The sequence below is a fragment of the Kosakonia beeri genome (assembly GCF_054165705.1).
Genome location: NZ_CM135106.1, coordinates 585595 through 611548, shown reverse-complemented (window position 1 = coordinate 611548; position 25954 = coordinate 585595). Strand labels below are relative to the sequence as shown.

Sequence of the window (25954 nt, the reverse complement as noted above, 5' to 3'; positions counted from 1 at the left end):
AGTGTGAACCGGCTCAAAGTAGGTTAATTAACGAACAATAAAGCCCTCACCCGCGAAGATGATGGCAATCAAAAGAGATTACGGGCTGATATGTTCGTCAGCTATTGCTGGTCCGATTCTGCCAGGTCGTCGTGCTCCTGGCCCAAGAGCGCTAATTCCAACAATGCGTAACGGTGCTCAACAAAATTATGGACGTTGTTGGCAACCGCTAGTTTGAACAGTGCCGTGGCGCTGTCCTTATCCCCCAGACTTAGGTAGTACTTACCTAAATAGAAGTTGGTTTCACTGAGATGCTCAGCGAGCGAGGTGTTATCCGTTGCGTCCGCCTTCAGGCGATCCATCAGCGTTGCTTCACTGATGTCACCGAGGTAGAACTCGACAATGTTCCATCCCCACTGTTCCTTATCCGATTTTTCGAAGCGCTGTTTCAGTGCTTCTTTAGCCTGCTTCTCATCGAGCTTCCGCTCAACGATATAAAGCCACAGACTCCGGAAAGGATCATTAGGATCGTCTTGATAAAACGCCAGCAGATCATCTTGCGCTAACTTATTACGGCCGCCGTAATGTAATGCGATACCGCGATTTAAGTGCGCGTAGTTGTAAGTTGGATCAAGCTCAAGTACAGAATCAAACGCTTCATAGGCAGCATCAAAATTGCCTGCCTGCGTTAAATAAATGCCTAAGTAATTGAATACTTCAGGCATATCAGGTCGAATCGCCAGCGCTTGTGAGAAATCATTTCGCGCTAAGGCTCTCAAACCGAGGCTATCATACAATACTCCGCGCTCATATAAAAGCTGTGCGCGTTCATCATCGGTTAAAGCCCGACTGGCAAGAATTTGTTCCATACGTGCCAGAATCACTTCTTGCTGCAAAGTCGGTTGCAATGGCACCGCGAGGACTTCGCTCTTACGCCAGGCAGAGTTGCTGCATCCTGCCAGCGTTAAAGCTGTCGCAACGAAACACCAGCGCAAAAAAGGCTTCATTTCCCACTCCCGAAGACAACAATTGGATGAACGTCCTGTCCCCCGGCTGCAAACATGGCGTCCTGCCTGCTAATAAGCCCTCCGCTAATGCGGAGGGCAAAGGCAACCTGACTTACTCGCCCTGCTCTGCTTGCGGCGCTTCTACCGCTTCTGCAGGCTGAGTTTGCTCAGTTGCTTCTTTAATGCTCAGACGGATACGGCCCTGGCGGTCAACTTCCAGAACTTTAACTGGCACTTCCTGACCCATCTGCAGGTAGTCAGTCACTTTCTCTACACGCTTGTCAGCGATCTGAGAAATGTGTACCAGACCTTCTTTACCGCCACCAATGGCAACAAACGCGCCAAAGTCGACGATACGGGTCACTTTACCGTTGTAGATGCGGCCCACTTCGATCTCAGCCGTGATCTCTTCGATACGACGAATAGCATGTTTCGCTTTATCGCCATCGGTCGCTGCAATTTTCACAGTACCGTCATCTTCGATTTCAATGGTCGTGCCGGTTTCTTCGGTCAGCGCACGGATTACGGAGCCGCCTTTACCGATCACATCTTTGATTTTGTCCGGATTGATCTTAATGGTGTGAATACGCGGTGCGAATTCTGAAATATCACCACGCGGCGCGTTAATCGCCTGCTCCATCACGCCCAGAATATGCAAACGTGCACCTTTCGCCTGGTTCAGCGCAACCTGCATGATCTCTTTGGTGATGCCTTCAATTTTGATATCCATCTGCAGAGCAGAGATACCGTCGCGGGAACCCGCTACTTTGAAGTCCATATCGCCCAGGTGGTCTTCATCACCCAGGATGTCAGACAGCACGACGAAGTTTTCGCCTTCTTTCACCAGGCCCATTGCGATACCCGCAACGGCAGCTTTCACCGGAACACCGGCATCCATCAGCGCCAGAGATGCGCCACACACAGAAGCCATGGAAGAAGAACCATTGGATTCGGTGATTTCAGAAACAACACGTACGGTGTACGGGAATTTATCTGCATCCGGCATGACAGCCAGTACACCGCGTTTTGCCAGGCGGCCGTGACCAATTTCACGACGTTTCGGCGAACCTACCATCCCGGTTTCACCTACGGAGTACGGAGGGAAGTTGTAATGGAACAGGAAGGAGTCAGTACGCTCACCCATCAGTTCGTCGATGATCTGAGCATCACGCGCCGTACCCAGCGTCGCCGTTACCAGCGCCTGAGTTTCACCACGGGTGAACAGAGCAGAACCGTGGGTACGCGGCAGAACGCCGGTACGGACGTCCAGACCACGGATCATGTCTTTTTCACGGCCATCGATACGCGGTTCGCCAGCCAACACGCGACTACGAACGACATTTTTCTCGATAGCGTGCAGGATTTCGCCCAGCTCGTTAGCGTCCAGCGTTTCGTCTTCGGCAACCAACGTCGCGATGGTTTCAGATTTGATAACATCAACCTGAGCATAACGCTCTTGTTTGTCGGTGATGCGGTAAGCATCGCTCAGACGTGATTCAGCCAGTGCAGCAACGCGCGCGTTCAGCGCTTCGTTCACGGCTTCTGGCTGCCAGTCCCAACGCGGTTTACCCGCTTCTTTCACCAGATCGTTGATGTTCTGGATAACAACCTGCTGCTGGTCGTGGCCATATACCACTGCACCTAACATCTGATCTTCGCTCAGCAGTTCTGCTTCAGACTCAACCATCAGCACCGCAGCTTCGGTACCAGCAACCACCAGATCCAGCTTGCTTTCTTTCAGCTCTTCTTGGGTCGGGTTCAGTACGTACTGGTCATTAATATAACCCACACGAGCAGCACCGATCGGGCCGTTGAACGGAATACCGGACAGTGACAGCGCAGCAGACGCACCGATCATTGCAACGATGTCCGGGTTAACCTGTGGGTTAACGGAAACAACGGTCGCAATAACCTGCACTTCGTTAACGAAACCTTCCGGGAACAGCGGACGAACCGGACGGTCAATCAGACGTGCAATCAGGGTTTCGCCTTCGCTCGGACGGCCTTCGCGGCGGAAGAAACCGCCCGGGATTTTACCGGCAGCGTAGGTACGCTCCTGGTAGTTAACGGTCAGTGGGAAAAAGTCCTGACCCGGTTTAGCTTTTTTCTGGCCAACAACGGTCACAAATACAGCGGTGTCATCCATGCTTACCATTACGGCAGCAGTGGCCTGACGCGCCATCATGCCGGTTTCCAGCGTGACGGTATGTTGACCATACTGGAATTTACGAATGATCGGATTCAGCAAAATTCTATCCTTTCTTAATGAAGATCAGCACACCTCAGGCGTGCTGATTATTTAACAGGACCTTCTTGCATCCTCGCGACTAATGACAATCCTGACCCGCCCCATTGCGGATAAAGGCTCTCATTAGCCGCGCGAACCTCTGCAGAGAAGATCATACATGGCAACAATACATTAGTTTACTGCCAATTGCTGCCGCCTGGTTGAAAAAAGGGGCCTTGTAGGCCCCTTCTTGAAACTCGCCAGACTTAGCGACGCAGACCCAGACGCTCGATCAGCGCGGTGTAGCGTGCAACGTCTTTACGTTTCAGGTAGTCGAGCAGTTTACGACGCTGAGAAACCATGCGCAGCAGACCACGACGGCTGTGGTGATCTTTTTTGTGCTCTGCAAAGTGACCCTGCAGGTGGTTAATCTGAGCAGTCAGCAGCGCAACCTGAACTTCGGTAGAACCGCTGTCGTTAGAACCACGACCAAACTCGGAAACGATTTTTGCTTTAGCTTCAACGCTTAGAGACATTTTGAACTCCAGTGATAAAAAAAGGAAAGGGTGCCGATCTCTAATTCAGCGACCCCAGGTTTAACGCCAGACCCAGTTAACCACTAAGCCAGACATTAAGCGGCAATATTCTACTCGTAGTCACGGATTCCCGCAAGCCAGGCCCGTTATACAGCAGGATATTCGACCACAAGACGACGGGGAGCAACACGCCCCTCACCATCAATTTCGCCCATCCCGATAAACGTCTCGTCTTCACCTTCCGTGACGCGAACCAGGCCATCTTTTGGCGCGGCTGAGGCACGCACTGGCTGACCGTTTTTAAAGTACGCCGCCACAACAGAAGGGATATTCACCACCGGGAAATCTGACGCCGGGCTATCCATCGGCATCAACAGAGGATCCAACAGTTGCGCCGCCGGGATACCTTGTTGTTCAGCCTGCGTTACACGTTCCTGCAGCTGTTCCAGCGTTACCATGCGTTCAACGGGATATTTGCTGACCGCCAGGCGGCGCAAATAGATAACGTGCGCGCCACAGCCCAGTTTTTCGCCCAGATCATCAATGATAGTGCGGATATAGGTGCCCTTCGAACAGTGGATTTCAAGCTCCAGTTCGTTACCTTCATGGCGAATGAACAACAGTTCATAAACGGTAATTGGGCGTGCCTCACGGGGGACATCTATCCCCTGGCGCGCATATTCGTAGAGTTTCTTCCCCTGATATTTCAATGCAGAGTACATCGAAGGCACTTGCTGTGTATCGCCGCGGAAACTCTCCAGTGCCACCGTCAATTGATCGGCGGTGAAGGTCAACGGGCGTTCTTCCACAACCTGCCCATCCGCATCCGATGTATCGGTACGCTGCCCGAGGCGGGCAATGACCCGGTAACGTTTATCAGAATCAAGCAGATACTGGGAGAATTTCGTCGCTTCTCCGAGGCAAATCGGCAGCATGCCGGTAGCCAGCGGATCCAACGCGCCGGTATGCCCAGCGCGGTTGGCATTATAGAGACGTTTTACTTTCTGCAGTACATCATTACTGGACGCACCTTGCTGTTTATCCAACAGCAGTACGCCATGCACATCGCGACCGCGACGACGAGGACGACTCATCAGTCCTCCTTGTTGTCGTCCGGGTTCACACGACGCTCGTCATCGTGTTTCACCACGCTGGTGACGAGATTGGACATACGCATCCCTTCGACCAGCGAATTGTCATAGAAGAAGGTCAGTTCCGGCACAATACGCAGACGCATCGCTTTGCCCAACAGGGTACGAATAAAACCGGATGCATCATGCAACGCTTTGATGCCTGCTTTAATCGAGGCTTCATCTTTATCGTTGAGGAAGGTGACAAACACTTTGGCATACGCCAGATCGCGGGACACCTCAACACCGGAAACCGTGGTCATCATACCCAAACGCGGATCTTTGATCTCGCGCTGCAGGATAATCGCAATCTCTTTTTGCAGTTCCTGAGCGACGCGCTGAGGGCGACCAAATTCTTTCGCCATAATAATTCTCCAGACTAAAAAGGGGCCGTAGCCCCTTTTGATATTTCTTGCCGGGTGGCGCTGCGCTTCCCCGGCCTACATTGCACTATCGCGTTGATTACTCGATGGTACGCTGGATCTCGATAATTTCGAACACTTCGATCATATCGCCAGTACGTACGTCATTGTAGTTCTTCACGCCGATACCACACTCCATACCGTTACGAACTTCGTTGACGTCATCTTTGAAGCGACGCAGGGATTCCAGCTCGCCTTCATAGATAACCACGTTGTCGCGCAGGACACGGATTGGGTTGTGACGTTTAACCACACCTTCGGTAACCATACAGCCTGCGATCGCGCCAAATTTCGGCGATTTGAAGACGTCGCGAACTTCAGCCAGACCGATGATCTGCTGTTTCAGTTCCGGAGAAAGCATACCGCTCATCGCTGCTTTCACTTCGTCGATCAGGTTATAAATGACCGAGTAGTAACGCAGATCCAGGCTTTCCGCCTCGATAACGCGGCGCGCAGACGCATCAGCACGAACGTTGAAGCCCACCAGAATCGCATTCGAAGCCGCAGCCAGTGTTGCGTCGGTTTCGGTGATACCACCTACGCCAGAGCCCACGATCTTCACTTTGACTTCGTCGGTAGACAATTTCAGCAGAGAGTCGGCAATCGCTTCCACAGAACCCTGAACGTCGGCCTTCATGACGATGTTCACTTCGTGAACTTCGCCTTCGGTCATGTTGGCAAACATGTTTTCCAGTTTGGATTTCTGCTGACGTGCCAGTTTGACTTCGCGGAATTTACCCTGACGATACAGCGCCACTTCACGCGCTTTTTTCTCGTCACGGACGACTGTCGCTTCGTCACCCGCTGCAGGGACACCGGACATACCGAGAATTTCCACCGGAATGGACGGACCCGCTTCGGTCACTTCACGACCCAGTTCATCACGCATCGCACGCACGCGACCGTACTCAAAACCACACAGTACGATATCGCCTTTATGCAGCGTACCTTCACGCACCAGAACCGTTGCTACCGGACCACGACCTTTATCCAGGAAGGATTCGATAACGACGCCACTTGCCATACCTTTACGAACCGCTTTCAGCTCCAGAACTTCCGCCTGCAGCAGAATCGCGTCGAGCAGTTCATCAATGCCGGTACCCGCTTTAGCAGATACGTGGACGAACTGGCTTTCGCCGCCCCACTCTTCCGGAATGATCCCGTACTGAGTCAGTTCATTCTTCACACGGTCCGGATCAGCTTCCGGCTTATCAATTTTGTTTACTGCAACTACCACTGGCACCTGCGCCGCTTTCGCGTGCTGGATAGCCTCAATAGTTTGCGGCATTACGCCGTCGTCTGCAGCAACAACCAATACCACGATATCTGTTGCCTGCGCACCACGGGCACGCATTGCGGTAAACGCGGCGTGGCCTGGGGTATCCAGGAAGGTGATCATCCCGTTGTCAGTTTCAACGTGGTAAGCACCGATATGCTGAGTAATGCCGCCCGCTTCGCCAGAAGCCACTTTCGTAGAACGAATGTAGTCGAGCAGAGAGGTTTTACCGTGGTCAACGTGACCCATAATGGTCACAACCGGTGCGCGCGGTTCAGCGGCAGCGCCAGTATCACGGTCGCTCATTACTGCTTCTTCCAGCTCGTTTTCACGACGCAGGATAACTTTGTGGCCCATTTCTTCGGCAACCAGTTGTGCCGTTTCCTGGTCGATCACCTGGTTGATGGTGGCCATTGCGCCCAGTTTCATCATCGCTTTGATGACCTGAGAACCTTTCACCGCCATCTTGTTGGCCAGTTCGCCAACAGTCAGGGTTTCGCCAATCACAACATCACGGTTAACCGCCTGCGCCGGCTTCTGGAAGCCCTGTTGCAGAGTAGAACCTTTACGCTGGCGCCCACCTTTACCGCCACGAACCGCAGCACGCGCTTCTTCACGGTCGGCTTTGCTTTCAGCGTGTTTGTTACCTTTTTTCGGACGCGGCGCTTTTGCGGTGCGGCCACGACCACGACCACCTTCAACTTCGCGGTCATTGTCATCTTCAGCCTGACGCGCGTGCTGGGAAGTGGTTACGTGATAATCACCGACAGTTTCTTCTTCTTCGCCGGCTTTCCAGCCATTTTCATTCTGTTCTGCCATACGACGAGCTTCTTCCGCTACGCGACGTGCGTTTTCTTCCAGTTTACGACGAGCCTCTTCTTCCGCTTTGCGCTTGAGTTCTTGCGCTTCGGATTCACGGCGGGCTTTTTCCGCCTGGGCAGTCCTGGTCATTTCGTCAGATTGTTGATTGCTCACTTTGCTATTTTCCGCAGCCTCACGTTTTGCATTTTCAGCATGTTCGCGTTTAGCTTTTTCTTCGGCTTCACGTTTCACACGGCTTTCGGCGTCACGCTTTGCTTTTTCTTCGGCTTCGCGCTCAGCAAGTTCCTGTGCTTCACGACGGGCCTTCTCTTCCGCTTCGCGCATCGCCTCTTCTTCCGCAGCGAGACGTTCAGCCTCTTGTGGATCGCGTTTTACAAAGGTGCGCTTTTTACGGACTTCGATCTGCACCGATTTACTTTTACCACCGGTGCCCTGAATACTTAATGTGCTGCGCGTTTTACGCTGCAGCGTCAGCTTATCAGGACCTGAGCCATGTTCACGGTTCAGGTGCGCTAATAGCGTCTGCTTTTCTTGCGCTGTTACTGAGTCTTCAGCAGACTTGCGGATCCCTGCATCAGCAAATTGCTGTACCAGGCGGTCCACAGAGGTTTGAATCTCAGCGGCCAGCGTTTTTACGGTTACATCTGTCATGCTGTTCCTTCCTGCTACAGTTTATTACGCTTCGTCACCAAACCAGCAAATATTACGTGCGGCCATGATGAGCTCACCTGCTTTCTCGTCGGTTAACCCTTCGATATCGCTCAGGTCGTCCACGCCTTGTTCGGCGAGGTCTTCAAGCGTACAAACACCACGAGCAGCCAGTTTAAATGCCAGTGCGCGATCCAGCCCTTCCAGGTTAAGTAAGTCTTCAGCGGGTTCTTTATTGCCCAGACTTTCTTCCTGTGCCAGCGCCAGAGTGGTCAGCGCATTTTTCGCACGATCGCGCAGGGCTTCGACGGTATCTTCATCCAGACCGTCAATTTCCAGCAGCTCTTTGATTGGCACATAGGCCAGTTCTTCCAGCGTAGAGAAACCTTCTTCGACCAGAACGGCAGCGAAATCTTCGTCGATGTCCAGGTAACGAGTGAAGGTATCAATCGCCGCATGCGCTTCAGCCTGATGCTTAGATTGCAGGTCTTCAACGGTCATTACGTTGAGTTCCCAGCCGCTCAGTTGAGACGCGAGACGCACGTTCTGCCCATTACGGCCGATCGCTTGCGCCAGGTTGCCCGCTTCTACTGCGATATCCATCGTGTGTTTGTCTTCATCCACCACGATTGAGGCAACGTCAGCCGGTGCCATCGCGTTGATAACAAACTGTGCCGGGTTGTCGTCCCACAGCACGATATCAATGCGTTCACCGCCAAGTTCCGTTGAAACCGCCTGAACGCGCGCGCCACGCATACCAACGCAAGCACCGACCGGATCGATACGCTTGTCGTTCGTTTTCACCGCGATTTTAGCGCGTGAACCCGGATCGCGAGCCGCAGCTTTAATTTCAATCACTTCTTCGCCAATTTCCGGCACTTCAATGCGGAACAGCTCGACCAACATTTCCGGTTTGGAACGGGTCACAAACAGCTGCGCACCCCGGGCTTCCGGACGCACTGCGTACAGTACACCACGGATGCGATCGCCTGGGCGGAAGTTTTCACGCGGGAGCATATCTTCACGCAGGATCACAGCTTCCGCATTGTTGCCAAGATCAAGCGTGATATTGTCGCGGTTCACTTTTTTCACAACGCCGGTGATGATTTCGCCTTCATGCTCGCGGAATTGGTCTACCACCATGGCGCGTTCAGCTTCACGTACTTTCTGTACGATAACTTGCTTCGCAGTTTGCGTAGTGATGCGGTCGAAGGTGACGGATTCGATCTGATCTTCGACGTAATCGTCAACGTTCAGGCTCTCATCTTCGTAACGTGCCGCTTCCAGAGTGATTTCACGCGTCGGCTGCGTTACTTCTTCAACAACGAGCCAGCGACGGAATGTATCGAAATCACCGCTTTTACGATCGATACTTACACGCACATCGATCTCTTGTTCATATTTTTTCTTGGTTGCTGTAGCCAGAGCACTTTCCAGCGCTTCAAAGATTTTTTCACGCGGAAGCGATTTTTCGTTAGAAACAGCTTCAACAACAGCCAAAATTTCTTTGTTCATCGGGGGCCTTTCACCTCAATTCAGACTGTTAAAAGTGGGGGACCAGGTTCGCTTTCTGAATATTGCTCAATGCGAACACTTCATCTTTACCTTCGACCGTAACGGTGATCATCTCGCCATCGACATCTTTAATGATGCCCTGCCACTTACGACGATTCTGTACCGCCATACGCAGCACCAGCGAGACTTCTTCGCCCTTAAAACGCGTATAGTGCTCAGCCGTAAACAAAGGACGCTCAAGACCTGGAGAAGAAACTTCCAGGTTGTAAGCTACGGTAATCGGATCTTCAACGTCCAATACCGCACTGACCTGGTGGCTAACATCAGCGCAATCATCAACATTGATGCCATCTTCACTATCAATATAGATGCGCAGCGTGGATGTACGCCCACGTACAAACTCAATACCGACCAGTTCATAGCCCAGTGCTTCAACCGGCGCCGTAATCATCTCTGTTAACTTTTGCTCTAATGTGGACAAGTCCACCCCCAAGACATAAAAAAAGGGCCTATAGCCCAGTTATTCCGTAGTCAGATAACAAAAAACCCCGATAAATCGGGGCTTTAAATAACTGAACCCTATAACCGCAAATGCGGTCTGGAGAACCTTCCATGAGTGTTTTTTTCAAATCCAGCTACGAAGGCGTTAAGTCCTCATAGTATATTTGAAAAAGAACACTTAGGGAAAGTGGTTGCGGGGGCCGGATTTGAACCGACGACCTTCGGGTTATGAGCCCGACGAGCTACCAGGCTGCTCCACCCCGCGCCTGAAACGTGGCAAATTCTACTCGTTCGAGAGCGAATTTGCAAATAATGCTGGGATTTGGTACCGAAGACGGGACGTAAAATCGGCTTGCAGTATATTGAAAAACATAACTATCTGTCAACCTCACAGCGTTAGCATCCCGTGCGCCTGGAAGTATGCATAGAGTCCCCCAAAATTTTAACGTGGTCAGTCGAGGTATCACGGCAATATTACGATGAAAATTGCACTCTTCTCTTCCGGTCATCATCAAAAGATGATTAAATGAAAACTCATTTATTTTGCATAACCATTCATTAGGAAACTCAAATGAATGGCACAAACGTGGTGGCGTGGCTGTAAAGTCTTTCTCCATAGGTCTATCAAGCAGGGATTTTTTTATGACGACGATTCTCAAGCATCTTCCCGCAGGTCAACGTATTGGCATCGCTTTCTCTGGCGGTCTGGATACCAGCGCGGCGCTGTTGTGGATGCGCCAAAAAGGCGCGGTTCCTTATGCCTATACGGCAAATCTGGGCCAACCGGATGAGGATGACTATGAAGCGATTCCCCGTCGCGCGAAAGAATACGGTGCGGAAAATGCCCGGCTGATCGACTGCCGGAAACAGCTCGTTGCTGAAGGTATTGCGGCGATTCAGTGCGGCGCATTCCACAATACTACTGGCGGCCTGACCTATTTCAATACCACGCCGCTCGGCCGTGCCGTAACCGGTACGATGCTGGTTGCTGCGATGAAAGAAGACGGCGTAAACATCTGGGGTGATGGAAGCACCTATAAAGGTAATGATATTGAGCGCTTCTATCGTTACGGTCTGCTGACCAACGCCGAACTGAAAATCTATAAGCCGTGGCTGGATACCGATTTTATTGATGAGCTGGGCGGCCGTCAGGAAATGTCCGAATTCATGACCGCTTCCGGTTTTGACTACAAAATGTCGGCAGAAAAAGCCTACTCAACTGACTCCAATATGTTGGGCGCAACACACGAAGCGAAGGATCTTGAGTTCCTTAATTCGAGTGTGAAAATCGTCAACCCGATTATGGGTGTTAAGTTCTGGGATGAGAACGTCAAAATTCCGGCTGAAGAAGTGACAGTGCGTTTTGAACGTGGTCACCCGGTGGCGCTGAACGGTAAAACATTTACTGATGATGTAGAGTTGATGCTGGAAGCCAACCGCATTGGTGGCCGTCACGGCCTGGGTATGAGCGACCAAATAGAAAACCGTATCATTGAAGCAAAAAGCCGCGGCATTTACGAAGCACCGGGGATGGCGCTGCTGCATATCGCTTACGAACGCCTTTTGACCGGTATTCATAACGAAGATACCATCGAGCAGTACCATGCGCATGGTCGCCAGCTGGGTCGGTTGTTGTATCAGGGCCGCTGGTTTGATCCGCAGGCGCTGATGCTGCGTGATGCGTTGCAACGTTGGGTTGCAAGCGCCATTACCGGTGAAGTCACACTGGAACTGCGTCGCGGTAACGATTACTCCATCCTGAATACCGTGTCTGACAACCTGACCTACAAAGCAGAGCGTCTGACCATGGAAAAAGGAGAGTCCGTCTTCTCCCCGGACGATCGTATTGGCCAGTTAACAATGCGGAACCTGGATATTACCGATACGCGTGAGAAACTGTTTAACTACGTACAGACAGGTTTGATCTCTACCACCTCCGGCAATGGCCTGCCGCAGGTAGAAAACCTGGAACACAATGATAAAAAGTAATCGCGAATGTGAGTAGAAAAAGGCGCCGAAAGGCGCCTTTTTGTTGCCAGTTAAGTAGCACGCCCATGGGCGCGGTAAGCAACAGGTATGGCGAGTTTAAAGTGAAAACTGACAGAACAGGCAGGGCTTATTTTTAGGGGGGCAGGTTCGCAAGGGTCTCAACCATGCCACTTATGATAAACGCGTTTATTTGTTTCTGACAGTCAAATACACCCAGTGAATTTCAGCGCCCGGATTACAGACGAAAAAAAGACATCTTTCGATGTCTTTTTTCCGGAATATTGGTACCGAGGACGGGACTTGAACCCGTAAGCCCAATCGGGCACTACCACCTCAAGGTAGCGTGTCTACCAATTCCACCACCTCGGCACGACTTACTGATTAGTGCGGGATATCGCTGCTCGGCTGCGCCGGCGCTGCTGGCTGAGTTTGCTCGGTTTTAGCCGGAGCACTCAAATTTTCCCACTCGCTTCCTTTATTGGTTTTATTGCTGTTGATATTACCCAACACCAGGCTAATGATAAAAAACAGAGTTGCCAGTACTGCGGTCATGCGGGTCATGAAGTTACCAGAACCACTTGAACCGAACAGTGTACCGGACGCGCCAGCGCCAAAAGAGGCTCCCATGTCAGCGCCTTTACCTTGCTGCAGCATAATCAGACCCACCAGAGCCAGCGCTACAATAAGGAAAATAACTAAAAGAGCTTCGTACATAATCAACCTGTTCCTTGCGGGGTTGCCGCAGCCAATGCTTCAAACCAATAAACGCGGGACTCTTCTTGCTTTCCCACTGAAGCGGGTGTGAATACTAACTAAAGCGAATGACCTTCGCAAGGGCAATTTCAGCGCATTTTATCAAGTGCGGAAAAAAACAGCAAAACTGCGATATCTGTCCACAAAAAAGGTATCAATAGCCGCCTTTTTAAGCACTTAACATGCACTTATACCGCTTTTACCGCATCTGCAATGCGATTCGCTAGCGCCGTGACCTGTGCTTCATCCTCGCCTTCCACCATTACGCGGATCAGCGGCTCAGTACCCGACTTACGCAGCAGTACGCGGCCACAGTTGCCCAGTGTCGACTCCACTTCCGCCGTTACCGCTTTAACCGTTTCGTCTTCGAGCGGATCGCCATTGCCAGCCGTAAAGCGCACATTCACCAGCACCTGCGGGAACATTTTCATACCACTGCACAGATCGTGCAGATTCATATGATTGCGCACCATCGCTGCCACAACTTGCAATGCCGCCACGATCCCATCCCCGGTGGTAGTTTTATCAAGCAGGATCACATGCCCGGAGTTTTCCGCACCAATGCGCCAGCCTTTTTCCTGCATTTTTTCCAGCACATAGCGATCGCCCACTTTCGCGCGGGCAAAAGGAATACCCAGTTGCTTGAGGGCCACTTCTAATCCCATGTTGCTCATCAGCGTGCCCACCGCGCCACCGCGCAGTTGCCCCTGGCGTAGCCCTTCACGCGCAATGATATACATGATCTGATCGCCATCGACTTTATTGCCCTGGTGGTCAACCATAATGACCCGATCGCCGTCACCATCAAATGCAATGCCCAGGTCGGCCTTTTCAGCCAGCACTCGCTGCTGCAGCGCGGCAACATCCGTGGCACCACATTTTTCATTAATGTTGACCCCGTCAGGATCACAACCCATCGCGATGACTTTCGCCCCCAGCTCGCGGAAAACACTAGGCGCAATGTGATAAGTTGCGCCATTAGCGCAATCAACAACAATTTTCAGTGCATTAAGGCTCAGTTCATTAGGGAACGTCGCCTTACAGAACTCGATATAACGGCCTGCGGCGTCAACAATGCGGCTGGCTTTCCCCAATTCAGCAGAATCGACGCATGTCAGCTCTTTTTCCATTTCAGCTTCAATGGCCTCTTCTACGGCATCCGGCAATTTCGTGCCATCAATCGAAAAGAATTTAATGCCATTATCATAGAAAGGGTTATGCGAGGCAGAAATGACAATACCCGCTTCCGCACGGAAAGTGCGCGTCAGGTAAGCAACCGCCGGTGTCGGCATTGGACCAGTGAACGATGCGGAAAGACCGGCAGCGGCGAGGCCCGCTTCGAGCGCTGATTCCAGCATATAGCCAGAGATTCGCGTATCTTTACCAATAATAATTTTACGCGAACCGTGACGGGCGAGAACCTTACCCGCAGCCCAGCCCAGTTTCAAAACAAAATCAGGGGTGATAGGTGCGTCGCCAACACGGCCACGAATGCCATCGGTGCCAAAATATTTACGATTACTCATAACGCTTATTTTCCTTCGCTGACAGCGTGGCTTCCACCACCCGCATAGCCTCTACTGTTTCTTTCACATCGTGAACACGAATAATCTGCGCACCCTGCATGGCGGCAATCACCGCACAGGCCAGACTGCCGCTTAACCGTTCGGAAGGACCGACATTTAATAGCTGACCGACCATAGACTTGCGGGACATTCCCACCAGCAACGGCAGCCCAAAGTGATGAAATTCAGCCAACCGGGCAAGCAGCGCATAATTGTGGGAGAGATTTTTACCGAAACCGAATCCCGGGTCGAGTAACAATTTATCTTTTGCGATGCCTGCCTCCTCACACCGCGCGATATGCTGCGCAAAAAAGCGATTCACATCAGCAAACACATCATCATATTTTGGTGCTTCCTGCATGGTTTTCGGCTGACCTTGCATATGCATCAGGCAGACGGGCAGGCCCGTTTCTGCTGCGGCTTCCAGTGCCCCCGGCTCGGTAAGCGAGCGAATATCATTGATAATATGCGCCCCAACGCGCGCCGACTCGCGAATGACTTCCGGTTTTGACGTATCGACTGAAATCCACACTTCAAAGCGCTGGGCAATGGCTTCGACCACCGGAATAACTCGCTGCAGTTCTTCTTCGACGCTCACATCCGCTGCACCTGGCCGCGTTGACTCGCCGCCGATATCCACAATTGTCGCACCAGCATTGATCATCAGATTGGCATGTTTGACGGCTTCAATCAGTGTATTGTGCGTGCCGCCGTCAGAGAACGAATCTGGCGTGACATTGAGGATCCCCATCACATGAGGATGAGAGAGATCGAGCATTGAGCCCTGAGCATGAAGTTTCATGACTAAAATCCCTGAAATTATTGCAGTTAATCGGTAAAGAAAAACCCCGGAGCAAGCCCCGGGGTTTCAAAGAAGAACAGGTTCCACACAGCGGATAACTTATTTGTCGCCCAGCTGTTCTGACATGGTGTTGCCCGGATTCGGCGTACGTGGTTCATCAACCGGACGTGGCGCACGAGGCGTACCATTATTGTCAGAATTGTTCGTACCCGGCTCTTCCCAGCCCGCCGGCGGACGTACATCACGACGTGACATCAGGTCATCAATCTGCGGCGCATCGATGGTTTCATACTTCATCAACGCATCTTTCATGGCGTGAAGGATGTCCATATTCTCATTCAGGAGCTGACGCGCACGATTGTAGTTACGCTCAATCAATGCTTTCACTTCCTGATCGATGATACGTGCCGTTTCATCCGACATATGTTTCGCTTTTGCCACGGAACGGCCAAGGAATACTTCGCCTTCTTCTTCCGCATACAGCAACGGGCCCAGCTTGTCGGAGAAGCCCCACTGAGTGACCATGTTTCTCGCCAGGTTGGTCGCGACTTTAATGTCGTTCGACGCACCGGTAGAGACATGCTCGACGCCGTAAATAATCTCTTCAGCCAGGCGACCACCGTACAGGGTTGAAATCTGACTTTCCAGTTTCTGACGGCTGGCGCTAATAGCATCGCCTTCTGGCAAGAAGAACGTCACACCCAACGCACGTCCACGAGGAATGATCGTCACTTTATGCACTGGATCGTGTTCAGGAACCAGACGGCCAATGATCGCGTGGCCTGCTTCATGGTATGCCGTGGATTCTTTTTGCGCTTCTGTCATCACCATAGAGCGGCGTTCCGCGCCCATCATGATTTTGTCTTTCGCTTTTTCGAATTCCACCATAGAAACAACGCGTTTGTTACCGCGCGCGGCGAAAAGCGCTGCTTCGTTCACCAGGTTAGCCAAATCGGCACCTGAGAAGCCTGGCGTACCACGCGCAATGATCGCCGCATCAATGTCCGGAGACAGCGGTACGCGACGCATATGCACCTTCAGTATTTGCTCGCGACCACGCACATCCGGCAGTCCGACCACAACCTGACGGTCAAAACGACCAGGACGCAGCAACGCAGGGTCAAGCACGTCAGGGCGGTTAGTCGCGGCGATAACGATGATACCTTCGTTACCTTCGAACCCGTCCATCTCAACCAGCATCTGGTTCAGGGTCTGTTCACGTTCATCATGACCACCGCCGAGACCGGCGCCACGTTGACGGCCAACGGCATCGATTTCATCGATAAAGATAATGCACGGTGCAGCTTTCTTGGCCTGTTCGAACATGTCGCGCACACGAGATGCACCCACACCTACGAACATTTCCACGAAGTCAGAACCAGAAATAGTAAAGAACGGTACTTTTGCTTCACCCGCGATAGCTTTCGCCAGCAGCGTTTTACCGGTACCCGGAGGCCCGACCATCAGGACGCCTTTCGGGATTTTACCGCCCAGTTTCTGGAAACGGCTCGGCTCACGCAAATATTCGACCAGTTCGCCAACTTCTTCTTTTGCTTCGTCACAGCCAGCAACATCGGCGAAGGTGGTTTTGATCTGATCTTCCGTAAGCATGCGCGCCTTGCTCTTGCCGAACGACATGGCACCTTTGCCACCACCGCCCTGCATCTGGCGCATAAAGAAAATCCAGACCCCAATCAACAGCAGCATCGGGAACCAGGAAATGAAGATGTTAGCCAGCAGGCTCGGCTCTTCAGGGGGTTCGCCTACAACCTTGACGCTTTTCGTCAGCAGGTTGTCGAGCAGTTTCGGATCGTTGACCGGGATGTAAGTCGTGTAACGGTTACTATCTTTCTTGGTAACGTTGATCTCACGTCCGTTGATACGCGCTTCGCGAACCTGGTCCTGGTTGACCTCTTGCAGGAAGGTAGAGTAATCCACCTTACGGCCATTAGACTCGCTGGGCCCAAAGCTCTGGAATACTGACATCAGCACGACGGCAATGACCAGCCAGAGTATTAGGTTTTTCGCCATGTCACTCAAGGGATTAACCTCATATTACAACTGTGTTAAAAACAGCGTCAGGATACAACATATCCCATCTCATTCAAACCAAAGGCCGAAGTCAACGGGGTATCATTTTCGCCCGGTCGCTACAATATACACTTCGCGAGAACGTGCACGCGAAGAGTCCGGTTTACGAACTTTCACCTTCGTAAACAGGGAGCGAATTTCCGTCAGGTACTCATCGAAACCTTCGCCCTGGAACACCTTCACTAAAAAACTACCGCCAGGCGCCAATACATCACGGCACATATCCAGCGCCAGCTCTACCAGATACATAGAGCGAGGGATATCTACCGCTGGCGTTCCACTCATGTTTGGCGCCATATCTGACATGACAACTTGCACTTTACTGTCGCCGACGCGTTCCAGTAATGCTTTCAGGACTAATTCATCACGAAAATCGCCCTGAAGGAAGTCAACGCCGACGATTGGATCCATCGGTAAAAGGTCGCAAGCGATAATACGACCATTGCCACCGATTTGCGTGACCGCATATTGCGACCACCCACCGGGTGCGGCACCCAGGTCAACAACCGTCATCCCTGGTTTAAAAAGTTTGTCACTTTGCTGTATTTCATCAAGTTTAAACCAGGCACGGGAACGTAACCCTTTTTTCTGCGCTTGTTGAACATATTTATCGCTAAAGTGTTCCTGGAGCCAGCGGCTTGAGCTGGCAGAACGCTTTTTACCTGTCATTTAACTTTCCATCCGGGTTCATCGTAGACATCGATAAATTTCGACGCGCAATTTGGCGATACAGAGGAGATGGCGGTAGAATGAACCGTTTTCAATCCCAACGTAAGCAAAATATACGATGAATCTGAGTACTAAACAAAAACAGCACCTGAAAGGTCTGGCACATCCGCTCAAGCCAGTAGTTATGCTTGGCAACAATGGTTTGACCGAAGGGGTACTGGCCGAGATTGAACAAGCGTTAGAACACCATGAACTTATCAAGGTGAAGATCGCCTCTGAAGACAGAGAAACTAAAACCTTGATTGTGGAAGCTATCGTTCGCGAAACCGGCGCCTGTAACGTACAGGTCATCGGGAAAACGCTGGTGCTTTATCGCCCAACCGCAGAGCGTAAAATCTCGCTGCCACGCTAAGAATATCCTGAATTGAACACAAAATCTGTGTAAAACGAGGGGTTTTCCGCCAGCAGACGTGCAAAATGCCACGCTCCTGAAGTTGTTAAAAGGCCGCAATGCGGCCTTTTTCTTTTCTTTACAATGCGTCAACAACTAAGTCCGCAGCGTAATTACAAATACTCTACTTTAATGATTTCGTATTCCACTTCGCCGCCAGGCGTGCGGATCACCACCACATCATCCTGCTCTTTACCGACCAGACCGCGCGCGATGGGTGAATTCACCGAGATGAGGTTCTGTTTAAAATCAGCTTCATCGTCGCCCACAATGCGGTAGGTTTGCTCTTCGTCGTTATCCAGATTTAGCACGGTAACCGTCGAACCAAAAATGACACGTCCGCTCTTCGGCATCTTTGAAATATCGATAACCTGCGCATTAGACAGTTTTGCTTCAATGTCTTTAATCCGGCCTTCGCAAAAGCCTTGTTGCTCGCGCGCCGCGTGATATTCCGCGTTCTCTTTCAGATCGCCATGTTCGCGGGCTTCTGCGATAGCGGCGATAATTTCAGGGCGACGAACGGATTTCAGAAACTCCAGTTCTTCGCGCAGTTTTTCAGCACCACGTAAGGTCATCGGAATAGCTTGCATTTTTTATACCTCTTGAACATTCCTGTAAGGAGCAGTTGCCCCGCCCCGACAGCTCTACCTGCCCGATTACAGGCGCATACCGCCGGGCAGAAGCAAAAGAAAACTGACCCGGAGACAAAGCCCCAGGTCAGCAGCAATTTTTCAATTTGATACGTATTTTACCCGGAAGTTCACTATGGGTCATCGTTTACTTTCGAGGGCGATGCGCCGTAGTATGGCGTCTTGTTTCCAGGTTCTTAGCGCGAGATTATGCGATTTTCCAGCTTTATCATCGGATTGACCACCAGTATAGCCTTGAATGTTCAGGCCGCGAATGTCGACGAATACATTAACCAGCTTCCGGATGGGGCGAACCTGGCACTGATGGTGCAAAAAGTGGGAGCACAAGCGCCAGAAATCGACTATCACGGTCAGCAAATGGCGCTGCCTGCGAGTACCCAGAAAGTGATTACTGCACTGGCGGCACTGCTACAACTTGGGCCAGACTTTCGCTTTACCACAACGCTGGAAAGCAAAGGCTCCGTCGACAATGGCACATTAAAAGGCGACTTAATTGCGCGATTTGGCGGCGATCCGACATTTAAACGTCAGGATCTTCGCAACATGGTCGCAGCATTGAAAAAGTCAGGCGTGCAGAAGATCGACGGCAATGTATTTGTCGATACCTCCATTTTCGCCAGCCATGATAAAGCGCCTGGTTGGCCGTGGAACGATATGACGCAGTGCTTTAGCGCGCCACCTGCTGCGGCGATCGTGGACCGCAACTGCTTCTCAATTTCACTGTACAGCGCGCAGAAACCTGGCGACCTGGCGTACATCCGTGTCGCTTCCTATTATCCGGTCAACATGTTCAGTCAGGTGCGTACCCTCGCCCGGGGATCGTCTGATGCGCAATACTGCGAGCTGGATGTGGTGCCAGGGGACCTCAACCGCTTTACCTTAACGGGTTGCCTGCCCCAACGAGCCGATCCGCTGCCGCTGGCTTTCGCTATCCAGGACGGCGCCAGTTACGCTGGTGCCATTCTTAAAGATGAGCTGAAAGACGCGGGGATAACTTACACCGGCACGCTGCTCCGCCAGACGCAAGAGAACCAGCCAGGCACAGTGATTGCCAGCAAACAATCAGCGCCGTTACACGATCTGCTGAAGATCATGCTTAAAAAGTCAGACAATATGATTGCCGACACCGTCTTTCGCATGATCGGCCATGCGCGATTTGGCGTCCCCGGAACATGGCGCGCCGGCTCAGATGCGGTGCGTCAGATCCTGCGTCAGCAAGCCGGTGTAGATCTCGGCAATACGATCATTGCCGACGGTTCCGGCCTGTCGCGACATAACTTGCTGGCACCAGCAACCATGATGCAGGTGCTGCAATACATCGCACAGCATGATACGGAGCTTAACTTTATCTCAATGTTGCCATTAGCGGGCTATGACGGCTCATTGCAATATCGCGCGGGACTACATCAGGCTGGTGTCGATGGCAAAGTCTCTGCGAAAACGGGTTCGCTGCAGGGCGTGTATAATCTGGCGGGCTTTATTACCACTGCCAGCGGTCAGCGGATGGCGTTTGTACAGTACCTTTCAGGCTATGCTGTGGAGCCAGCAGATCAGCGTAACCGCCGTATCCCGCTGGTACGTTTTGAGAGCCGTCTCTACAAAGACATTTACCAAAACAACTAACAAAAATGCCGGGGAGCAAAAAAGCTGCCCCGGCATTTTAGCGGCACACTCCCCGGCTGAGCGGGGAGATAGCGGAACTAACGCTTGTAAATGAACTCGACGCCTTCTTCGTCGTCTTCGTCCCAGTCGTCATCCCACTCTTCGTCGTCTTCCTCTACCGCTTCTTCGAGCTGCTGGCGATGGTAATCATCCCACATAAACTCGACTTTCTCAGGCTGTTTATCTTCTTCCGCCTGTGCGACAGGGTTTTCGATGATAAAGGTCATTACGTCCCAGCACAGGTCTTTAACCCCCTGCTGGCTGGCGGCGGAAATCAGGTAGTATTTCTCTTCCCAACCCAGCGCCTGCGCGATGGCCTGCGCTTTTTCTTCCGCTACGGCTTTATCCATCAGGTCAATTTTGTTGAACACCAGCCAGCGTGGCTTAGCCGCAAGCTTATCGCTGTATTTCTCCAGCTCACCCACGATAATGCGCGCATTCTCAACGGGATCGGAACCGTCGATTGGATCAATATCGATGAGATGCAGCAGCACACGGCAGCGTTCCAGGTGCTTCAGGAAGCGAATGCCAAGGCCTGCGCCATCCGCTGCGCCTTCAATCAGGCCCGGAATGTCGGCAACCACAAAGCTCTTTTCGTTGTCCATACGCACAACGCCAAGGCTGGGTACCAGCGTCGTAAACGGGTAATCCGCCACTTTCGGTTTTGCAGCAGAAACCGCACGAATAAATGTCGATTTACCGGCGTTCGGCATACCGAGCATACCGACATCTGCCAGCAACATCAGTTCCAGTTGCAGATCGCGCTTATCGCCTGGCGTGCCCATCGTTTTTTGACGCGGAGTACGGTTAACTGAAGATTTGAAACGGGTATTACCCAAACCGTGCCAGCCGCCTTTTGCAACCAGCAGGCGCTGACCATGTTTGGTCATATCCCCCATGGTTTCGCCCGTACCCTGGTCAATGACACGCGTACCGACAGGGACTTTTACCGTGATATCTTTACCACGTTTACCGGTGCAATCACGGCTCTGACCATTCTGGCCGCGTTCAGCGCGGAAAGATTTTTCAAAACGGTAGTCGATCAGGGTATTCAGGTTCTCGTCGGCTTCCAGCCAGACATCACCGCCGTCACCGCCGTCACCGCCATCAGGGCCGCCTTTCGGAATATACTTCTCGCGGCGGAAGCTTACACAACCGTTACCGCCATCACCCGCTACAACCAGGATTGTAGCTTCATCAACAAACTTCATTTTACTCTCCGTAACTCATTCGCCTGAGCGGGGCACAGTGGCGACCACTTCACGACTGCGCCAGCGTCCCAAAAGACGATGGCCAATAGCGGAAAACATCGCGCCCGCAACCACGACAAACGCACCGAGATAACCTACAAGGTTTAACATCGGTCTGGCGAAAACATCGGGCCAGGCCATTGATAACACATCTGAAAATAGCAGGGTAAACAGCGGTGTCAGCGTGATTAACGCACTGACCTGCGCCGCCTGCCAACGCGCCATGGCTTCCGCCAGCGCGCCATAACCGACCAACGTATTCAGCCCGCAAAATATCAGGCATGCCAGTTGCCAGTCACTTAACTGCAATATTACGGCTGGCTTCGCCAGCGGCAGCAAAGCAATTGTACATAAAGTGTACAGCAAAAAGAGAATTTGCTGGGACGCCAGTCGCCGCAATAATACTTTTTGCGCCACGCCATAACTGACCCACACGGTGGCAGCGCCTACGCCAAAAATTACGCCCCAGGTGTAATCCGTGAGCCGGGTAAAAATCTCCACCAGACTGGTATTAAAGAACATCACCAGCCCGCTAATCAGCATCAGGGCACCCACGACCTGCGTCGCGCGCATCTTCTCTTTCAAAATAAAGACACTGGCAACCATCATCCCCACTGGTGAAAGCTGCCCAATCACCTGGGAAGCCGTAGGGCTGACATATTGCAAGGAAGAGCTGAACAGAATGAAATTCCCGAACAGCCCCCCTGTCGCAATAGCAAGCAGAATTAGCCAGCGTGGCTTGCGAAAAATACGCACAGGCGGAAGTTTTCTTTTCCAGACAAGGATCAGACCGAGGCCGATACTTGCCATTAAAAAGCGATAAAATACCACCGTCGGCGGCTCCATCACTTCCAGCACCTGCTTCATCGCAATGGGTAGCGCACCCCAGCACATCGCGGTAGTGAGCGCCAGGAGGATACCGATGCCAGCCTGCTGTTTCATGCCCGTATTCCCTGCCAGAATTTTTCCGGACTTCTAATGTAAAAAGCCCCGCAACGTGTTGCGGGGCTTTCTTCCGTTACCGGGACTCGAAAAACTTATTCAGCAACGATGCTGATGAATTTACGGTTTTTCGGGCCTTTAACTTCGAACTTAACTTTACCGTCAGTCAAAGCGAACAGAGTATGATCTTTGCCGCAACCAACGTTAGAGCCGGCGTGGAACTTGGTGCCACGCTGACGAACGATGATGCTACCTGCCAGAACTGCTTCGCCGCCAAAGCGTTTTACGCCCAGACGTTTAGCTTCTGAATCGCGACCGTTACGAGTTGAGCCGCCAGCCTTTTTATGTGCCATTTAAATCTCTCCTCAGGTCTTAGGCGCTGATGCCAGTGATTTTCACATCAGTGAACCACTGACGGTGACCCTGCTGCTTACGGTAGTGTTTACGACGACGAAACTTAACGATTTTAACTTTCTCGCCACGACCATGAGCAACAACTTCAGCTTTGATTACGCCGCCATCAACGAAAGGAACGCCGATTTTGACTTCTTCACCGTTTGCGATCATCAGAACTTCTGCGAATTCAACAGATTCGCCAGTTGCGATGTCCAGCTTTTCCAGGCGAACGGTCTGACCTTCGCTTACTCGGTGTTGTTTACCACCACTTTGGAAAACCGCGTACATATAAAACTCCGCTTCCGCGCACTTCTTCTGAATGATTCAGAGCGCGCTAAAAATATTCACAATAGGGCGCGAATATTACGCAAGTCGTGAGCCTTTGACAAGAGCGATCAGCGATCCATGAAGAAAAAAAACACAACATGTAAGGTAACGTTTATCTGGCGCGTTTTTTCAGTACAATCAGCGATACTATTCTAACCCGTAACCCTTCGTTATCCCATTTTGATATGTGGTAAACAGGACTGAAAGCCCGGCTTTTGCGATGAATTTAGAAAAAATCAATGAGTTAACCGCGCAAGACATGGCGGGTGTGAATGCGACGATCCTGAACCAACTCAACTCGGACGTTCAGTTAATCAACCAGTTGGGTTATTACATCGTTAGCGGCGGCGGAAAACGTATCCGCCCCATGATTGCCGTACTGGCGGCTCGCGCAGTAGGTTATGAAGGCAACTCGCATGTCACTATCGCCGCGTTAATCGAATTTATTCATACAGCTACGCTTCTGCATGATGACGTTGTGGATGAGTCAGATATGCGACGCGGCAAGGCGACGGCCAATGCGGCGTTTGGCAATGCTGCAAGCGTTCTGGTTGGCGATTTCATTTACACCCGCGCCTTCCAGATGATGACCAGCCTGGGCTCGCTGAAAGTGCTGGAAGTGATGTCAGAAGCCGTGAACGTTATTGCAGAAGGCGAAGTACTGCAGTTGATGAACGTCAACGATCCGAACATCACCGAAGAAAACTACATGCGCGTGATCTACAGCAAAACAGCACGTCTGTTTGAAGCGGCGGCACAATGCTCGGGTCTTCTTGCTGGATGCAGCGAAGCGCAGGAGAAAGGGTTGCAGGATTATGGCCGTTATCTTGGCACTGCTTTCCAGCTGATTGACGACTTGCTGGACTACAGTGCTGACGGCGAAACGCTTGGGAAAAATACCGGCGATGATCTCAACGAAGGCAAACCAACCCTGCCTCTGCTGCATGCAATGCACCATGGTAGCCCTGAGCAGTCCTTGATGATCCGCAATGCTATTGAACAAGGTAATGGCCGGCACCTTTTGGAGCCAGTTCTGGAAGCTATGGCCGCGTGCGGCTCACTGGAGTGGACACGTCGTCGTGCGGAAGAAGAGGCGGATAAAGCCATTGCAGCTTTACAGGTTCTGCCGGATACCCCCTGGCGCGAAGCACTGATTGGCCTTGCCCATATCGCCGTTCAGCGCGACCGCTAAGCCGCTTTACTTTCCCGCATATTGTTGCGGGAAAGCTCCAATAAGTTCATATAAAAAATCAAAAAACACCCACAACCTTATACTACGCTCCCTGGCGTAATCCTAAAACGCGCCATCACTACATGAACCTTTTAGAGCATATGCACTTGTATGCGTATAGTAAGTGCCATTACGCAACTTAAGTACAGAGCGTTTTATTCTCAGGGAGGTAGTATGGAAACGAAATTTACCGACTGGCACCAGGCCGATATTATTGCCGGCTTGCGCAAGAAAGGCACATCGCTTGCGGCGGAATCACGCAAGAACGGCCTTAGCTCTTCGACGCTTGCCAATGCATTAACCCGCTCATGGCCTAAAGGGGAATGGATCATCGCCCAGGCACTGGACACCGATCCCTGGGTTATCTGGCCCTCGCGCTATCACGATCCAATCACCCATGAATTTATCGATAAAACAAAGCTGATGAGAAAGAAGCGAACCACGAAGTAAGGCGGTAGCGTATCAAGCAGCAATCCCCCTTGCGTCTCTTCGCAAGGGGCTATACGGGCGGGATCAGAGAACGGTGCGAGCCACAAATGACCGGCTACATATCAAAAGCATCATCATCGACCAGACCACGTATAAAGGCTTCAAAATTATCCGCGAGATGCACGATCTGGTAATCAGATTCCTGATCAATATGCACGACGGCGGGCTCATCTTCCGGTGTCCGGCAATGCCGGTAATCAAGAAAGACCATATCGTGCCCTGCGGAGGGACAGTCGCAAATTGCAATACCAATATCCGGGTAACCCCAGTGCTCGATCCAGAAACGGCTGCCGAAGTCACTGCCAAGCGAGTAACGTTTACTGCCGATGCCAAAAATGCCAGTAATGGCAATATGATCCTCCGCCCAACTGGTCGCCTCACAGGTTGGGAAATTCTGTTTGTGAGGGATGCCGCCATTGTGCTGCTTCATTAACCAGACATACGAAGCCGGCAAACGGTATCCAAGCGCGGTTTCAATCGCAGCCAGTTCCTCGTCGCTAAACGGGGCATTAATATAAGCCTCATGCGCGTATTTGCTATCGTTCCAGAATTCGCTGAGGTCAAAACCGCTAAACGGTGCAGTCGTCATTAGCCTGGCATCCTTTCAGTAAGCCCATAAAAAAG

At 51.7% G+C, this 25954-nt stretch carries 24 protein-coding genes and 2 tRNA genes; 5 read left to right on the top strand and 21 right to left on the bottom strand.

Translation table 11 applies throughout. The features are described 5' to 3' along the window. Positions 1-101 precede the first annotated feature (101 nt). The 9 genes from nlpI to ACUY4S_RS02990 form a co-directional block, all read right to left on the bottom strand. The gene (nlpI, locus tag ACUY4S_RS03030; RefSeq protein ID WP_312691246.1) at positions 102-986 is read right to left on the bottom strand and encodes a lipoprotein NlpI; all 885 of its coding nucleotides are present in this window, start codon (positions 984-986) and stop codon (positions 102-104) included. Positions 987-1098: 112 nt separating this feature from the next. Next, positions 1099-3234 carry a polyribonucleotide nucleotidyltransferase gene (gene pnp / locus ACUY4S_RS03025; RefSeq protein WP_312691245.1) on the bottom strand — a complete coding sequence of 712 codons (2136 nt, stop codon included), beginning with the start codon at positions 3232-3234 and terminating at the stop codon, positions 1099-1101. Positions 3235-3479: 245 nt separating this feature from the next. After that, positions 3480-3749: a 30S ribosomal protein S15 gene (rpsO, locus tag ACUY4S_RS03020; protein ID WP_017457357.1), complete on the bottom strand. Its 270-nt coding sequence runs from the start codon at positions 3747-3749 to the stop codon at positions 3480-3482. A gap of 146 nt (positions 3750-3895) precedes the next feature. Further along, positions 3896-4843, bottom strand: a complete 948-nt coding sequence (gene truB / locus ACUY4S_RS03015) for a tRNA pseudouridine(55) synthase TruB (RefSeq protein WP_312691244.1) — start codon at positions 4841-4843, stop codon at positions 3896-3898. After that, the gene (gene rbfA / locus ACUY4S_RS03010; protein ID WP_312691243.1) at positions 4843-5244 is read right to left on the bottom strand and encodes a 30S ribosome-binding factor RbfA; all 402 of its coding nucleotides are present in this window, start codon (positions 5242-5244) and stop codon (positions 4843-4845) included. Before rbfA ends, truB begins: the two co-directional genes overlap by 1 nt. Positions 5245-5341: 97 nt before the next feature. Then, positions 5342-8050 (bottom strand): translation initiation factor IF-2, encoded by a 2709-nt coding sequence (gene infB, locus ACUY4S_RS03005; protein WP_312691242.1) that lies wholly within the window; start codon positions 8048-8050, stop codon positions 5342-5344. A gap of 24 nt (positions 8051-8074) precedes the next feature. Further along, positions 8075-9562: a transcription termination factor NusA gene (gene nusA, locus ACUY4S_RS03000; protein WP_458022853.1), complete on the bottom strand. Its 1488-nt coding sequence runs from the start codon at positions 9560-9562 to the stop codon at positions 8075-8077. Between the two features lie 28 nt (positions 9563-9590). Next, positions 9591-10043 carry a ribosome maturation factor RimP gene (gene rimP, locus ACUY4S_RS02995; protein WP_312691240.1) on the bottom strand — a complete coding sequence of 151 codons (453 nt, stop codon included), beginning with the start codon at positions 10041-10043 and terminating at the stop codon, positions 9591-9593. A 208-nt stretch (positions 10044-10251) separates the two neighbouring features. Next, positions 10252-10328, bottom strand: a tRNA-Met gene (locus ACUY4S_RS02990). 377 nt (positions 10329-10705) lie between these two features. Here ACUY4S_RS02990 and argG point away from each other — a divergent pair. Further along, on the top strand, positions 10706-12052 hold the full coding sequence (gene argG, locus ACUY4S_RS02985) for an argininosuccinate synthase (protein ID WP_458022852.1): 1347 nt from the start codon (positions 10706-10708) through the stop codon (positions 12050-12052). Positions 12053-12334: 282 nt separating this feature from the next. On the opposite strand, the gene ACUY4S_RS02980 is transcribed toward argG, so the two are convergent. The 6 genes from ACUY4S_RS02980 to rlmE form a co-directional block, all read right to left on the bottom strand. Further along, positions 12335-12421: transfer RNA gene (locus tag ACUY4S_RS02980), tRNA-Leu, on the bottom strand. 12 nt (positions 12422-12433) lie between these two features. Next, positions 12434-12766, bottom strand: a complete 333-nt coding sequence (gene secG, locus ACUY4S_RS02975) for a preprotein translocase subunit SecG (protein WP_458022851.1) — start codon at positions 12764-12766, stop codon at positions 12434-12436. Between the two features lie 227 nt (positions 12767-12993). Beyond that, complete coding sequence (glmM, locus tag ACUY4S_RS02970; protein ID WP_458022850.1) at positions 12994-14331, bottom strand: phosphoglucosamine mutase; 1338 nt, start codon at positions 14329-14331, stop codon at positions 12994-12996. Next, positions 14324-15172: a dihydropteroate synthase gene (gene folP / locus ACUY4S_RS02965; RefSeq protein WP_312691236.1), complete on the bottom strand. Its 849-nt coding sequence runs from the start codon at positions 15170-15172 to the stop codon at positions 14324-14326. The genes glmM and folP overlap by 8 nt, the downstream gene beginning before the upstream one ends. A gap of 99 nt (positions 15173-15271) precedes the next feature. Further along, positions 15272-17203, bottom strand: a complete 1932-nt coding sequence (gene ftsH, locus ACUY4S_RS02960; RefSeq protein ID WP_312691235.1) for an ATP-dependent zinc metalloprotease FtsH — start codon at positions 17201-17203, stop codon at positions 15272-15274. Positions 17204-17305: 102 nt separating this feature from the next. Beyond that, positions 17306-17932: a 23S rRNA (uridine(2552)-2'-O)-methyltransferase RlmE gene (gene rlmE / locus ACUY4S_RS02955; RefSeq protein ID WP_312691234.1), complete on the bottom strand. Its 627-nt coding sequence runs from the start codon at positions 17930-17932 to the stop codon at positions 17306-17308. A gap of 118 nt (positions 17933-18050) precedes the next feature. Between rlmE and yhbY the strand changes: the two genes are divergently transcribed. Then, on the top strand, positions 18051-18344 hold the full coding sequence (gene yhbY, locus ACUY4S_RS02950; RefSeq protein ID WP_007369919.1) for a ribosome assembly RNA-binding protein YhbY: 294 nt from the start codon (positions 18051-18053) through the stop codon (positions 18342-18344). 152 nt (positions 18345-18496) lie between these two features. Here yhbY and greA read toward each other — a convergent pair whose 3' ends face one another. Beyond that, a complete protein-coding gene (gene greA / locus ACUY4S_RS02945) occupies positions 18497-18973 on the bottom strand; it encodes a transcription elongation factor GreA (RefSeq protein ID WP_017457342.1) in 477 nt (158 codons plus the stop codon). A 249-nt stretch (positions 18974-19222) separates the two neighbouring features. On the opposite strand from greA, the gene dacB reads away from it, so the two are divergent. After that, complete coding sequence (gene dacB, locus ACUY4S_RS02940) at positions 19223-20656, top strand: serine-type D-Ala-D-Ala carboxypeptidase (RefSeq protein WP_312691233.1); 1434 nt, start codon at positions 19223-19225, stop codon at positions 20654-20656. Between the two features lie 77 nt (positions 20657-20733). Here dacB and cgtA read toward each other — a convergent pair whose 3' ends face one another. From cgtA to rplU, 4 genes are all read right to left on the bottom strand, one after another. Next, positions 20734-21906, bottom strand: coding sequence for an Obg family GTPase CgtA (gene cgtA, locus ACUY4S_RS02935; protein WP_312691232.1), 1173 nt, complete (start codon positions 21904-21906; stop codon positions 20734-20736). 15 nt (positions 21907-21921) lie between these two features. Further along, positions 21922-22887, bottom strand: coding sequence for a DMT family transporter (locus ACUY4S_RS02930; protein WP_312691231.1), 966 nt, complete (start codon positions 22885-22887; stop codon positions 21922-21924). A 95-nt stretch (positions 22888-22982) separates the two neighbouring features. After that, a complete protein-coding gene (gene rpmA, locus ACUY4S_RS02925) occupies positions 22983-23240 on the bottom strand; it encodes a 50S ribosomal protein L27 (protein WP_121267728.1) in 258 nt (85 codons plus the stop codon). Positions 23241-23259: 19 nt separating this feature from the next. Next, complete coding sequence (rplU, locus tag ACUY4S_RS02920; protein ID WP_003025032.1) at positions 23260-23571, bottom strand: 50S ribosomal protein L21; 312 nt, start codon at positions 23569-23571, stop codon at positions 23260-23262. A gap of 259 nt (positions 23572-23830) precedes the next feature. Here rplU and ispB point away from each other — a divergent pair, with 259 nt between their 5' ends. Both ispB and sfsB read left to right on the top strand, forming a co-directional pair. Continuing rightward, positions 23831-24802 carry an octaprenyl diphosphate synthase gene (ispB, locus tag ACUY4S_RS02915; RefSeq protein WP_312691230.1) on the top strand — a complete coding sequence of 324 codons (972 nt, stop codon included), beginning with the start codon at positions 23831-23833 and terminating at the stop codon, positions 24800-24802. 213 nt (positions 24803-25015) lie between these two features. Further along, on the top strand, positions 25016-25291 hold the full coding sequence (sfsB, locus tag ACUY4S_RS02910; protein WP_312691229.1) for a DNA-binding transcriptional regulator SfsB: 276 nt from the start codon (positions 25016-25018) through the stop codon (positions 25289-25291). A gap of 94 nt (positions 25292-25385) precedes the next feature. On the opposite strand, the gene ACUY4S_RS02905 is transcribed toward sfsB, so the two are convergent. Further along, on the bottom strand, positions 25386-25919 hold the full coding sequence (locus tag ACUY4S_RS02905) for an SMI1/KNR4 family protein (RefSeq protein ID WP_312691228.1): 534 nt from the start codon (positions 25917-25919) through the stop codon (positions 25386-25388). Positions 25920-25954 lie beyond the last annotated feature (35 nt).